This is a genomic window from Marinobacter sp. 3-2 (assembly GCF_003751355.1).
Lineage (GTDB): Bacteria > Pseudomonadota > Gammaproteobacteria > Pseudomonadales > Oleiphilaceae > Marinobacter > Marinobacter adhaerens.
On the sequence record NZ_RJUQ01000013.1, the window covers coordinates 352,695 to 366,495 of the forward strand.

Here is a 13,801-nt window from a genome sequence, read left to right on the forward strand (position 1 = left end):
TGTGTGTGCGCGCGGGCCCGCCAGGCAGTTTGCCCAAACCAGACCCGCATCAGCGTCGAAGGAGATACGGGCCAGCTGTGATCCGGGTCTCACTTTATTGTTGGGTTTATGTAACCGTTTCAGACATAAGCAGCGCTGACAGTGAACCCTGAACCCGATATGCTTCTGGCTCGTATTTCTCCCGGGTCGTTTTACGCGCAGGCAAGAGGACAGGTTATGGACATCGGCGATATGCGTCGTGATTTCGAGAGCGAGGGGCTGGATCGCGATGCACTGGACAATAATCCGGTGCAGCAGTTCCAGAACTGGTTTGAGGATGCCCGGGAAGCAGGCATTCTGGAACCCAACGCCATGTCGCTGGCGACCACGGGGCAGGACGGCATGCCAGATCTACGCACGGTATTGCTGAAGTACTTCGACGACCATGGCTTTGTGTTCTACACCAACTACGGCAGTCGCAAAGCGAAGGAGATGGAGGAAAATCCGCAGGCGGCGCTTTTGTTCCCCTGGATCGGATTGAACCGACAAGTGAGGATCCAGGGTGCCGTTGAGAAAGTCAGCAAGGCCGAATCCCTGCGGTACTTCGCATCGCGCCCCAGGGGCAGCCAGATCGGCGCCTGGGTTTCCGAACAGAGCAAGGCCATTACGTCCAGGGGCCTACTCGAACAGAAGGTTGCCGAAATCAAGCGGAAATTCAGCGAGGGCGAAGTGCCTCTTCCCAGCTTCTGGGGCGGCTATCGCATCGTGCCGGAGCGTATCGAATTCTGGCAGGGCAGGCCCAGCCGGCTTCACGACCGTTTTGAATATGTGAGGAAAGGCGATGGCTGGCTCATCCAGCGACTTCAACCCTGAATCCCGACCGTCGGTCTGGCTGTGTCACCAGACCGACGGGCCCGAAATTGCGCACCCGCACTGGCTGACTGACTACGAACGCCAGACAGCGAGCAAGTTCAGCGGTCCCCGGGAACGAGAATACCTTTCCAGCCGCTGGCTGATTCGTCAGGCCATCGGCAAGTCAGCGCAGATGGCACCGGACCTCTGCTGCCCGGTATCCGGGCGCCCCAATGCGTCCGGCACGCCCGAGGGCTGGCGACTGTCCCTCAGCCACAGCCAGGGCCTGTCTGCCTGCGCCACTCTATCAGGCTCGCCCATTGGACTGGATCTTGAACCCTGCCAGCGCCATGCTCAATGGCAGAAAGTGGTAAAACGCTGGTTCTCCCCCGTCGAGCAGGAGTGGCTGTTCCGGGAAGACGACTCCAACACCTTCCTCAAGGTCTGGACCCTGAAGGAAGCATGGCTGAAAGCCACGGGCAGGGGCATTGCCGGCAACCTGCAAACGCTCGAGGTGCGGAAGAATTTCGAGATCTACGGCGACCAGCCCGAGCAGGACTGGCAGGCGGCCTGTTGCTATATTGAAGGCTATCTGTTGACCGTGGTGTACCGTGGAAGCCGGCCCCTATGGCCGGAAATCACCCTACTTGAGCCGCCGCCACGGGACTTCGCCCTGGTGGATGCCGAGCCGATGGAGGCCTACTGGGAGCCACTGTTCCAACGCACGATTCGTCGAAAAAGCCCGTAACCCGAACCAGACACAAATGACACAGGCTATTGTATGGAGACCGCTGAACGCTGCCCCTGGTGCGGGGATGACCCGCTTTACGTGCACTATCACGACACCGTCTGGGGCCGCCCGGAGTACGACGATCTCGCCCTTTTCGAAAAACTCTGCCTGGACGGCCAACAGGCCGGCCTGAGCTGGATCACCATCCTGCGAAAACAGCACAATTACCGAGCCGCTTACGACGACTTCAATCCGGAAAAGATCGTCCGTTACGATGAGGCGAAGGTCGAGCAACTGCTGTCCGACCCGGGCATCATCCGCAACCGGCTAAAAGTCAGATCGATCATCAAGAATGCCCGGGGCTATCTGGGTCTGCGGGAACAAGGTATCGGTTTCAGTGATTTCCTCTGGTCGTTTGTTGGCGATAAACCAATCCAGAACCATTGGCGCGCCTTCTCCGAAGTACCGACCACAACCGCAGAATCCGAGGCCATGTCGAAAGCTCTGAAGCGGTCCGGTTTCACCTTTGTCGGCCCAACCATTGTGTACGCCTTCATGCAGGCGACCGGCATGGTGAACGATCATCTGGTTCAGTGCCCACAACACCGGGAATGCTATTTACTAAGCCAATGATCTCAATAGGCTGGGGGGTCGTAAGTTCTGGAGTGTTTGAAACCGCGGAGCTTTACTGTGCGAATCACTCTTGACCAACTCAGAAGCCTGCAGAGTCCGGTTATCGACCTGCTTGAGATCCTCTCGCTTGAGGGCCAGCACTACATGGCCCGCCTGAGTATGGACAATCAGACCCTGCTCCTCTCGGAAAAGAACGGAACCACCAGCCTTTTCCGGGGTGCCTGGCAGATCCAGGACACCCTGGCCTCGTTCGACATTCGGGAGACCCAGGTGGTCCACCCCTCCGCTTACCACGAAATGGTGGGAATGGAACCGACCGAGGTTGAACCGATGCGAATCCGGGTGCAGAGGCAGAAACCGTGATTGCTGTAGCGAGACTCGCCATCCTCGTTGGCATCGCGGGGTTGATCCCGTTTATCGGCCTCCTGGCGGGGCTGTTTTTCATGCCGCAATACAGTGTGGCGCTTCTCGGCTACTTCTATCTGTACAGCGCAGGCATTCTGGCGTTTATGGCTGGCGTTTATTGGCCCATTGCCATGCAGCTGGACAACTGCTGCTACCCGTTGTCGCCACTGATGACCATGCTACTCAGCCAGGTCTTTTTTGTGGCTGCGGGGGTAGGGCTACTTCTTCCTGTCAGTGGCCAGATTGTGTTGTATACGAGTGCCTATCTCGCCCTCTATCTGGTGGACGCCCGCTGGATGAAGGTCTATTGGCCAGCCTGGTATCTTCGCCTGAGACTGGTCCTCACCTCGGTGGTCCTGGTCTGTCAGCTTACAGCGGCAGCCTGGTTTCTCCTGCTGCACACTGCTCACTGAACTCTGAAGGGGAATGCGGGAGCCTGATGTATATCAGGCTCCAAACGCGTCTTCGGGGGATTCGTAACGACTCTGCAGCTTCTTCAGGGCGGTTTTCTCAATCTGGCGCACCCGCTCTCTGCTGATGCCAAGATCGTCGGAAATCACCTGCAGCGTTTCCGGTTCCGGCAGTCCCAGACCATAACGACGCGACAGAATGTCTTTCTCACGATCATTCAGCTCGCTGAGCATCGACTTCAGGGTGCGCTGCCGATCCCTGTCCGACATCGGATGATCCGGCGCCATCTGGTCACCGGCGTCCAGGCTGTCTCCCAGGGTGACGGACCCGTCCTCAACAAGGGGAACGTCCGTTGATATCTCCCGGGTCGCCAGCGCCCTCAGCTCGCCGATCCTGGACGGACTTGCCTCCATTTCGCGGGCAAGCTCCGATTGGGAAGGCGTCCGCCCAAGGCTCTGATGCATTCGCAGCGACACCTTGTGCAGCTGGCGAATTTCATCCACCACGTTTTCCGGTGTGTGCACCAACCGCGTCCCCCGCTGCAGGCAGCGTTTGACTTCCTCGCTTATCCACCAGTAGGCATAGGTCGAGAACCGGAAGCCCTTGGTGGGATCAAAACGCTCTACCGCCTTGATCAGACCGACGTTGGCGTCCTGGATGAGGTCAGACATAGGGATGCCGTGCTGCCCGTAACGGCGGGCAATATGCACCGCCAGACGCAGATTGCTCTGTATCAGCTTGCGACGACAAGCCGTCGCCAGATGAAAGGCCCGGCGACATCGAGATGAAAACGCACAGGCGTCTCCGAGGCTACCAATCACTTCCCGGAACGTCTGCGGAGTCTCCTCCGGCAGGGCCAGTTCGGTACTGATAATTCGGTAGCACAGTGTCAGTTTGCGGGAGAGGCGGCGTTCGGCCTCATCTGTCAGCAGTTCATACCGGGACGCATCCCTGAAGTACAGCCCGACCAGGGAATCCCTTTCACCATCGTTGGGCGTTGTCGGAGACGGTCCCAGCCTTTCGGTCGTTCGCATGGCTTAGGTACCGGTCAGAATTTACACCAAAGAATACGACGTGCTGTAGCTGATGGATTTACCGGGGCAGGGTCAGTAAAAACCCACAGGCGACACGGACGGTCGGCTGTGGGTATCGTGCGGGGAGGTTACAGAAACTCAGGCTGCGACGATCGCATACTCATGGTTGTGAGGCTCGATCAGAACGCCATGCAGAGCAACGATGGCTTTCTCATAGTCGTCCTCATCCACCACAAACTGGATGTCCACCTGACGCATGCACTGGTGCAGCGCAAGAATACTGATTTCCTCATCGGCCAGCGCCTTCACGGAACGGGCCAGAATACCCGGAACCTTCATATCGCTGCCGATGGCCGAAACAACCGCCACCTTCCGGGTGTTGATTTCGGCATTGGGGAACTCTTCCTTCAGCGCCTTGACCACCCGCTTGACGTGTTTCAGCGTGCTGCCCACATAGTGGGTAATGGTGTTGGCGTTGGTGTCCTTGGACATGAAACGAACCTTGAAACGGCTCAATACATCCAGAATACGGCGATCGGAGCCCGGCTCGCCCTGCATGTCCTGATCGAACACTTCGACGGCAAAAACGCCTTTGGCGCCCGCGATGATCTCCACCTGAGGCTTCTCACTGACGTAATCGCCGGTGATCAGCGTACCGGTGTGCTCCGGCTCAAAGGTGTTCATCACACGCAGCGGAATCTCGTTCTGGCGCATGCCTTTACCGGCACGGGGATGAATCGCTTCCATGCCCAGATTGGCCAGCTGGTCGGCCACGTCGTAATTGGTGCGACCGAGGGGCACCACCTTGTCTGCGCCAACAATGTTGGGGTCGGCAGAGCTCAGGTGGTATTCCTTGTGGATAATCGCCTCTCGGGCCTCGGTGATTACCGCTACCCGGCTGAAGGTCATCTCGCTGTAACCCCGGTCGAAGGTACGCATCAGACCTTCCTTGCACTGGGCATAACCGGTCACGATCGGCAGCTCACGGGTGAGGTCCACCGCATCGAAGGCCTGCTTGAGCTTTTCGTCCAGCGGCAGCAACTCGTTATCGCGCCAGCCGGTCAAATCCACAAAGCGGGCATTGATGCCTTCCTGCTGGAGCTTCAGGGCGGTATTGAAGGCACTGTGGGCCTCACCAATACCTGCCAGCATTTCACGCACCGTCAGCAGATGTTCTTCCAGCTGAAACTGGCCATAGGAGCACAGGCGCTGCAGGTCGATCAGGCAGCCCCGAACACCTTCAATCCGGTCGGTGATAAACTGATCCGCCTGCTGCTTCAGCATCGGGTCTTCGAACAGCTCGCCGTTGATGTCGGTCAGGAACTTGACCAGTTTGGTGAGGTCGTCACCCCAGGCCCAGTCAGACTCTGCATCCGCAAACAGGGCATAAACGCCTGGCTCACCGGTCTTCTTGTGTTCCAGCAGTTCGTTGGTCACGCCACCATAGGCAGAGACCACAAAAATGCGCTGGTACAGGTTATCCTTCTTGCGATTACCGATAATGATGTTGTCACGGACGGCCTCGTAATTACTCATCGAGGTGCCGCCGATTTTCTCAACGGTATGTAGTTGGCTGGTCATAATCTTGCCTTTGCTATCCTGCAGCATGAATGTCCGGAGGTGCAGGCGTCTTACGACGCCTCGCTGAGCCCTTCCTGCATGATTTCGTCCACACTTTTTGCCAGCAGATCAGCCCCTTTCTTGAGGTCTTCCTCGCTGGTTGTAAGCGGCATCAGGCACTTGATGACTTCATCATTCGGACCACTGGTCTCGATGATCAGGCCGTGCTCGAAGGCACGTTTGGTAATCGGGCCTGTGATGTCTGCGTGCTTTGCTTCAATACCACGCATCAAACCGCGCCCCTTCATTTTGAACTGACCGGGGTACTTGTCGCAAATCGACTGAAGGGCATCGCCCAGCACCTTGGTCTTGGCCTTCACCTCATTGGCAAAGGCATCGTCTTTCCAGTAGTTCTCGACAGCAGCGCGGGCAGTGATAAACGCCATGTTGTTGCCGCGGAAAGTACCGTTGTGCTCGCCCGGATCCCACACGTCCAGTTCCGGCTTGAACAGTACCAGGGCCATCGGCAGGCCATAGCCACTGAGGGACTTGGAAACCGTTACGATGTCCGGCTTGATACCGGCAAATTCAAAGCTGAAGAACTCGCCGGTGCGGCCATTGCCCGCCTGGATATCATCCAGAATCAGCAGAATATCGTGCTTCTTGCACAACTCCGACAGGCCTTTCAGCCATTCCGCGCGACAGGCGTTCAGACCGCCTTCGCCCTGAACCGCTTCGACGATTACCGCCGCTGGCAGTTCAAAACCGGAGGAGCCATCGCTCAGCAGTTTATCCATGATCGCCAGGGTATCGACATCGTCGCCCAGGTAGCCGTCATAGAACATGAAGTCGACATTGCCCAGGGGCGTGCCAACACCGCCGCGGTGATGCTTGTTACCCGTAGTGGCAACCGCGCCCATGGTCACGCCGTGGAAACCGTTGGTAAAGGAAATAATGCCGCTGCGGCCTTTCACCTTACGGGCCAGCTTCAGGGCCGCTTCCACACAGTTGGTGCCGGTGGGACCGGTGAACTGCATTTTGTAGTCCAGGCCACGGGGATCCAGAATGTGCTTCTTGTAGGATTCCATGAAGTCGTGCTTGGCCGTGGTAAACATATCCAGGCCCTGGCTCACGCCGTCTGCCTCGATGTACTCAAGCAAAGCCTTCTTCAGGGTGTCGTTGTTGTGGCCGTAGTTCAGGGACCCGGCGCCAGCGAGAAAATCCAGGTATTCCTTGCCATCTTCAGTGTAGAGGTGCGCGTTCTTGGCGCGGTTGAAGATAACCGGAAACGCACGGCTGTATACACGTACTTCGGATTCAGTCGACTTGAAAATTTCCATCGTTTGCCTCTTAGCATGTCAGGTTCGAGGTAGATGCGCGGTGGCTTATCAAAAACTGCTGATGGGGTAGCGATAGGCCTACCGTGCGTTGATTAAAGCCCTGTGACAGACCTACCTCAGTGGTCCGCCGGCTAATTCAAATCACAGCTTTACAGTCGTTCACAGCCCCGCAATCTTGTTGCAGGGCTGATCCAGGACCGCGGCCCTCAGGCTGGCTTCGTGAAAGGCCCTATGCGCAGCAGGAACTCGGAATCGTGCTTGCCGCCAAAGTGGGTCTCTTTCTCGAAATGCTCGTGGTAGGTGAGCTCGGCTCCCATATCACGGGCGAACGAACGGAACAGCGCCCATGAAGCCTCGTTGTCTTCGGTGATGGTTGTCTCCATGTGGGTGACGTTCTTGCACGCATCACGGCCAACGATTTCTTTCAGCATCCGCTTGGCCAGGCCCTGTCCACGACCTTTCTCATGCACGGCCACCTGCCAGACAAACACGGTTTCGGGCTGTTGGGGAGGGATGTATCCGGAGATAAAGCCGACCAGATCGCCGTCCTTCTCCGCGGCCACGCCGGTTTCGGCAAAGTGGCTGCACTGCAACAGGTTGCAGTAAATCGAGTTGGGGTCCAGCGGCGGGCACTCTGCCACCAGCTGGTGGAGCCTGAAGCCATCATCTTTCACCGGTGTGCGAAGCGTGATGGCGGTGGTATTCGATCCTTCTGATGTCATAACGAGATCAATTCGTGGCAAAAAGTTAGTGTTGAATTATATAGACCACAAAATATATTTCAAGTCAGGCCGAAAGCCCGCACACGGCGGGGCTCAGCCATCTATTTCAGAATAGACTGCTTTGGTCCATCCGCCAGCAACAGAATGGTTAAATTATGGAAGGGAAAACCACATCATCGGCAATCAGTGAGGTGCCAGCCAGAATCCGGTTCCGATAGGAGATGGCGGCGGGCGAGCCGGCCGGCCATAACCGGTCAAACTCCGGCAGCCAGGCCTCAAGGGGGAAGGACACCGGCAGCAGAGAGACATGCAGCCCATGCCGCTCAATTCCGGCAACAGGCTCAATGACGGGGCTGGAAAGACCAATCCGGGTGATCAGCCCACGCGGGTCTGATTGCAGATTCCCCATGCCTGCGGAGCCATTGTTCACCACCACCCGACTCTGCTCACCCACCAGCCCCGACCAGAGCACCGGCAGGCACGTGTGGGTTGAGGCAATGACATCGGCCCCCGACGCCAGGAACCATTGCGAGAGCTTGCCATCGTTACCCTCGACAAAAGCTTCGTGAGCCAACCCCCATCCGGCCAGGGACTCCAGATCCCCGTGCACCACCAAAACCTTTAGGCCTCCAAAGATCAGGCATCGATACCGCGGCAGCAAGGACAAGCGACGCTGGATATCCGGATGTTCCCCGGCAATCCCTTGAAGCCGCTCCATGATAAGGTTCGACCGCTCCACCACGCCCTGATCGACAAAATCCGGGTAGGCGCAACCGCACCCTGCACCGGCACTGGGATTGGCCAGCTCGAAATCCACGTTCCCCAGACTGACCGTGTGATCCAACACCCGGTTGTTGATGGTTCGGAACAGGCTATCGCTGGCGTTGAACCAGTTGAAGTCACCATTGAACACCAGCTTCACCCGATGCCCCTGCCGCTCCTCCGCCAGCGCCATCTGCTCGATTTCATCAAGGGCCCAGGGATTCCCGTAAAGCCCTCCAATGATATACAGCACGTCCTCGGAAACCGTGCGGGGATCCTGGCAAAGCGATTCGGCAGAGTACCGGTACGCCAACGGACAGCTGCGGCCTTCGCTCATCGGCTCAGGCCTCCCCCGCCGCCAGTGACCGACCGGCAAGACGACGGAGCAATAAAGGCGTAAAGAAGCCAGCCGTGCAGATCAAGAAGCCGTAAGCGTTCACGCCCAGCAACATGGCGTACTTGCCATCGCCAATAGCCCAACTGGACGGAATCAGCCCAACCGCAAGCAAGACACCAAGCCCCAGGCCGGTCCAGAAACTCAGGTGGAAACTCCAGGGCGACCACTTGGTGAAACCGTAGAACAGGAACACCGGCGCCAGCCCCATGACCATCGTCCCGGAGATGGTTGTGGCCTTGAGGATATCGGTGCCGGCGAACATAGGCAGGTTGCCCAGGAAGGCAAAGATCACCATCACAATCGCACCCACCCGCATGCTAGGCAGCTTGTCAGAAGCACGTTGCGCCAGCCGGGGCAGATCCACCGCCAGCGACTTGGCCAGCGACGTGAAAGTGGAATCCAGGGTGGACCCCGCCGAGGTCATCATTACCACGCTCATAAAGAACAACGCCGCCAGGCCCAGCGACTGGCCCACGGCAGCAGGCGCGTTGCCCATCGCCTCAATGCCGTTAAGCCGGGCGTGAACACCCACCAGACTGAAGATAAACACCGCCACGAAGCCCAGCAGCCCGGCCACCACAAAGCTCTTGAGCATGGTCTTTTCCTTGTTCACAAAGCCCCGGTCGGTCAGCACTGGATCGTGGAACGGATAACTGAACAGCTGCAGCAAAGCCACCAGCAAGAGATCAAAGCCGGCATTGAGCCGGAACTCGCCGTTGGTCAGCAGGGCGCTGGTATCGTTGGCCGGTATAATCAGGAACAGCACCGCTCCCACAAAGAACACAAACACAAAGGCCTGAATCACATCGGTGAAAATCGACGACCGCAGCCCACCCTTCAGGCTGTAGGCTAGAGTAAACACCGTAAACAGCATCGCCGCCGCGTAATACTCCCACTCACCGGGCAACCCAAAGTAACCGCCCACCACCGCGGTGTTACTCCAGACCTCGTTATAAAGCCGAATCAGAATCGCCGCCGCAAACGCCAGACTGGCCAGCCGGCCAAACCGGGAAGTCAGAAAATCCTGCAGACTCCGCGCCCCGGTCTGGGTCCGGATCAGATAGATCACATACCCCGCCACAGGAATCGAGAGCCAGTAACTGGCATAGGCCAGACCGCCCACCACACCATAAGCCGCACCCAGGTTCGCCGCATTGGTCACCGACTTGGCAAAGATCCAGCTGATAAAAATACTGGCCGTCAGCGACCACTGCCCCACCGGGTTACCCTGGTCATCGGCACCCTTATAGAACGAATTCGCGTTCTTGCTCCGAGGCGACAGCCAATACATCACCACGCCGTAGACCAGCAGGAATCCCCAGAACAGGGAGGCCTCTGTGAAGTTCATGTTCTCGTTCCTTTGTTTTTTGGTTCTTTATTCCGGGACTTTCCCGGTGACTTCTGGCTTGGGCGCTTGTCGGGGCAAGCCGGTAGGGGCTTCAAAAAAACGCCCGTGAACCCATCCATGGGGGGCTTGGTCGCGCCGTCCTTGGCGCTCCACATTTTTTGAAGCCCCTACCGGCCTGCCCCTTGTCCAATCTAAGTTTTGGCTTCCCCGGCAAAGGAGATAGCCAGCAAACCACCCCGGCAGCTTTTTTCATCCGTTCTACTTTTCTGTCTTTTCTTCCCGCCAAGCAACCGAATCGCAGAGCCCTATCCGCGGTCTGGGTGGTGAGGTTATTTTCCCGCCAGGAAAAAGATGTCTGAGCGAAGCGAGTTGTTTTTCCAAAGGGAAAATAACCTCACCTCCCAGGCCGCCAATGACCAACTATCAGTCCTGAGCGGCCCTACACCAGAATCAAGCCGGCGCCGAACAGCTGGCCCCAAAGCGGTAACAGGAAAAACACCGGTGATGCCGCAACATGATGCGCTCATCCATACTCTCGGCCAGCGTCCCCCCCAGGTCATACTGCGGGTCATCGTCCACCAAAGTGCAGGCATACACCCGAACCTCATCGCCCTTCTTCACCAACATCCGGGTATAGGTGCACATGAAATGGGAGCGAGCCTCCTTGGTCGGATACTTCTCCATGCAGGTCTCGGTAATCTCCGGGCTGCCGTCTTCCGAGCCTGGCGTACCCAGATCCCGAAATGCGGTGAATGCCAGGTTCTCCGGAATGCCCCACTCCCGGAAGATGTCACGGAACGCGGCTTCGACATCTGCCGGAATTTCCTCCGGATCGGTCTGGCGGGCAATGGACACCTTGAAGCCCTGATCGACCAGCCAGCGGATGCCTTGCAAGGCCTCATCGAAGCTGCCGTCGCCGCGGTCCTTGTCGTGACGGGCCCGGTCCGGGAAGTCCAGGCTGACCCGGAAATGAATCGGGTAGGGGTTATCCAGCAAAGGCAGGACCTGATGCTGGCGCTTGTGCAGCGGCTCGGTGGCGTTGGTCAGCACGAAGCAGGGCCGGTGCTGGCTGGCGTAATTCAGAATATTGACGAAGTCCCGGATCACGAAGGGCTCACCACCGGTGAAGGAGAACTGCTCCACCCCCATGTCGATGGCTTCGTGGATAAACGGCTTCACGTCGCTGAGCTTCATGCCCGGGATACGGCCATCGCCGGGGTGCGAACCTTCCAGGCAAAACGGACACGCCAGATTGCAGGCGGTGCCGGTGTGGATCCACAGCTCCTTCAACTTGTCGGCATCAATGTAACCCCGGGGGTCGCCGTTGCGAGTGTGGGTCCAGCTATCACGGGCCCGGGGTTCCAGGACTTCCACGGCCGGAATGCGTTGTTTCCGGGCCGTTCTGGTTTCAATCAGGGGCATAGATGCTCCTCGGTGTATTCGTGTTTTTCCCACGGCGCCAGCCGTGCAGTTTCTCCAGCAGCTTCAGGATGCCTTCGGGGGCATGAGCGCGCTTCCATTCACCGGCAGCGTATTTCGCCGACTCGTTCCAGGTCGGGTACGGGTGAATGGTGCCCAGGATCTTGTTCAGGCCCAGGCCGTGTTTCATGGCCAGGGTGAATTCGGCCAGGATTTCCCCGGCGTGGCTGCCAACCACAACGGCGCCCAGGATCTTGTCCTTGCCCGGCGGGGTCAGCACCTTGATAAAACCATGATCCTCACTCTCGGCAATGGCACGATCCAGATCATCCAGCCCGTAGCGGGTCACTTCGTAGGCCACGCCCTGCGCCTTCGCTTCGGCTTCACTGAGTCCCACCCGCGCCACTTCCGGCGAGGTGAAGGTCACCCAGGGCATTACGCGGTAGTCTACCTTGAAGCGCTTGAACTGCCCGAACAGACCGTTGACCGCCGCGTACCAGGCCTGATGGGCCGCCGCGTGGGTGAACTGGTATGGACCAGCCACATCGCCGCAGGCAAATACGTTCGGGTACCTCAGGCTCATGTCTTCCTCTACCGGTACGGTTCCGTTCGGCAGGGTATCCACACCAATCCGCTCCAGGTTCAAGCCGGCAGTGTTAGCAGCGCGGCCAACAGCAACCAGAACCTGGTCGAAAGGAATGCGCACCCGCTCACCCTCGTGCTCGCAGTAGGCAACTTTCTCTCCTTCCTCCATACGGAACTCGGCGGCGGAATGTTTCAGCCGGACATCCACGCCGTCCGCCTGGAACTGCTTAAAAACCAGTTCGGAGACATCCTCATCTTCCCTGGCCAGCAGGCGCTCGCCCATCTCCACCTGGGTCACCTTGCAGCCTAGTCGGGCAAAGGCATGGGCCAGTTCGGAGCCAATCGGACCACCGCCCAGCACCAACAGACGTTCCGGCTGCTCTTCCAGCTCCCACAGGTTGTCGGACGTCAGCGGCTGCATGTCCTTGAGACCGGGGATCGGAGGTACGGCCGGCTTGCCGCCGGTGGCAACAACGATACTGCGGGCAGTCAGGCGCTCGGTGCGGCCATCGTTGTGCCGGACCTCCAGCTCCCAGGGCGACACGAAGCTGGCTTCGCCGGCAATGCAGTCCACACCCAGCTTGCGGTATCGCTCCGGCGAATCGTGGGGCTCCACTTTCGCGATGACATCCTTGACCCGGTTCATGATGGTCTTGAACGAGCCTTTAACGGGCACCGATTCCAGCCCGTACCGGTTGGCATGGCGCAGGGTGTCCGCCGCCTTGGCGCTGCGGACAAGCGCTTTGGAGGGCACGCAGCCGGTATTCAGGCAGTCGCCACCCATCTTGTGCTTCTCTATAAGAGCCACCTTGGCTTTCACGGCTGCGGCAATATAGGCCGAGACCAGACCGGCAGAGCCACCGCCTATGACCAGCAGGTTGTAATCGAAATGTTCGGGCTTCTGCCAGCCGGCGTACACTTTGCGGCGGCGGATAAAGCCCACCACAAATTTGGCAATCAGCGGGAACAGACCCAGCAGCGCGAAGGAGAGCAGCAGATCGGCTGAGACGATGTCGCCGGTGGACTGGATCTGGCCCAACTGGGTACCGGCGTTCACGTAAACAAAGGTGCCAGGCAACATGGCGATCCAGCTTACCAGCGCATAGGTGCGCAGCTTCATGGCCGTCAGGCCCATGGCCAGGTTGATCAGGAAGAAGGGAAACACCGGCACAAGCCGCAGGGTTGCAAGGTAGAAGGCGCCGTCTTTTTCAATGCCGCGATCCATCTTCGCCACGGTTTCGCCATACCGTTTTCGAAGCGTGTCTCGCATCAGGAACCGCGCCACCAGGAAAGCAAGCGACGCACCGATAGTTGAAGCAACGGAGACGGCTGCCAGACCGTAGAGATTGCCGAAAAACGCACCACCAGCCAGCGTCATGATGGTAGCGCCTGGCAGAGAAAGCGCTGTTACCACGACATAAACAACAACGAAGCCCAGCACCGCAACCAACAGATTATGATCGATCCAGTTACCGAGGGACTGTTGGTTTTCCTTCAGGTTCTCGAGAGTCAGAAGCTCGCTACCACCACTGGCAATAAACCCGACAACCACAGCCGCAATCAACGCGACCAGAATCCATTTCTTGAGTGTCATGAAATAATCCTTTCTACCTTGAACGTGATA

At 58.2% G+C, this 13,801-nt stretch carries 13 protein-coding genes; 5 read left to right on the forward strand and 8 right to left on the reverse strand.

The genetic code is table 11. The features are described from left to right. Positions 1-216 precede the first annotated feature (216 nt). From pdxH to EDB94_RS09045, 5 genes are read left to right on the forward strand one after another with little or no spacing between them, the layout of a single operon-like run. The gene (gene pdxH, locus EDB94_RS09025; RefSeq protein ID WP_008176900.1) at positions 217-852 is read left to right on the forward strand and encodes a pyridoxamine 5'-phosphate oxidase; all 636 of its coding nucleotides are present in this window, start codon (positions 217-219) and stop codon (positions 850-852) included. Beyond that, complete coding sequence (locus tag EDB94_RS09030) at positions 821-1,579, forward strand: 4'-phosphopantetheinyl transferase superfamily protein (RefSeq protein ID WP_008176898.1); 759 nt, start codon at positions 821-823, stop codon at positions 1,577-1,579. The genes pdxH and EDB94_RS09030 overlap by 32 nt, the downstream gene beginning before the upstream one ends. A 33-nt stretch (positions 1,580-1,612) precedes the next feature. Next, positions 1,613-2,194: a DNA-3-methyladenine glycosylase I gene (locus EDB94_RS09035; protein ID WP_108018154.1), complete on the forward strand. Its 582-nt coding sequence runs from the start codon at positions 1,613-1,615 to the stop codon at positions 2,192-2,194. Positions 2,195-2,251: 57 nt separating this feature from the next. Then, on the forward strand, positions 2,252-2,557 hold the full coding sequence (locus EDB94_RS09040) for a DUF6482 family protein (protein ID WP_108018155.1): 306 nt from the start codon (positions 2,252-2,254) through the stop codon (positions 2,555-2,557). Continuing rightward, positions 2,554-3,012, forward strand: a complete 459-nt coding sequence (locus EDB94_RS09045) for a DUF3429 domain-containing protein (RefSeq protein WP_014578978.1) — start codon at positions 2,554-2,556, stop codon at positions 3,010-3,012. Before EDB94_RS09040 ends, EDB94_RS09045 begins: the two co-directional genes overlap by 4 nt. A gap of 33 nt (positions 3,013-3,045) precedes the next feature. Here EDB94_RS09045 and EDB94_RS09050 read toward each other — a convergent pair whose 3' ends face one another. From EDB94_RS09050 to EDB94_RS09085, 8 genes are all read right to left on the reverse strand, one after another. Beyond that, a complete protein-coding gene (locus tag EDB94_RS09050) occupies positions 3,046-4,044 on the reverse strand; it encodes an RNA polymerase sigma factor RpoD/SigA (protein WP_008176892.1) in 999 nt (332 codons plus the stop codon). A gap of 138 nt (positions 4,045-4,182) precedes the next feature. Then, the gene (locus tag EDB94_RS09055; RefSeq protein ID WP_039882177.1) at positions 4,183-5,625 is read right to left on the reverse strand and encodes an aspartate kinase; all 1,443 of its coding nucleotides are present in this window, start codon (positions 5,623-5,625) and stop codon (positions 4,183-4,185) included. A gap of 50 nt (positions 5,626-5,675) precedes the next feature. Next, positions 5,676-6,944 (reverse strand): diaminobutyrate--2-oxoglutarate transaminase, encoded by a 1,269-nt coding sequence (gene ectB / locus EDB94_RS09060; protein ID WP_108018156.1) that lies wholly within the window; start codon positions 6,942-6,944, stop codon positions 5,676-5,678. A 206-nt stretch (positions 6,945-7,150) separates the two neighbouring features. Beyond that, positions 7,151-7,666, reverse strand: coding sequence for a diaminobutyrate acetyltransferase (gene ectA / locus EDB94_RS09065; RefSeq protein ID WP_014578976.1), 516 nt, complete (start codon positions 7,664-7,666; stop codon positions 7,151-7,153). Between the two features lie 148 nt (positions 7,667-7,814). Beyond that, positions 7,815-8,765: a hypothetical protein gene (locus EDB94_RS09070; protein WP_108018157.1), complete on the reverse strand. Its 951-nt coding sequence runs from the start codon at positions 8,763-8,765 to the stop codon at positions 7,815-7,817. A gap of 4 nt (positions 8,766-8,769) precedes the next feature. Beyond that, entirely contained in the window at positions 8,770-10,173 is a 1,404-nt protein-coding gene (locus tag EDB94_RS09075; RefSeq protein ID WP_108018158.1) for a sodium:solute symporter family transporter, read from the reverse strand. A 450-nt stretch (positions 10,174-10,623) separates the two neighbouring features. Beyond that, positions 10,624-11,595 carry a radical SAM protein gene (locus tag EDB94_RS09080; protein ID WP_108018159.1) on the reverse strand — a complete coding sequence of 324 codons (972 nt, stop codon included), beginning with the start codon at positions 11,593-11,595 and terminating at the stop codon, positions 10,624-10,626. Beyond that, positions 11,582-13,771, reverse strand: coding sequence for an FAD-dependent oxidoreductase (locus EDB94_RS09085; RefSeq protein WP_108018160.1), 2,190 nt, complete (start codon positions 13,769-13,771; stop codon positions 11,582-11,584). The genes EDB94_RS09080 and EDB94_RS09085 overlap by 14 nt, the downstream gene beginning before the upstream one ends. Positions 13,772-13,801: the final 30 nt, after the last annotated feature.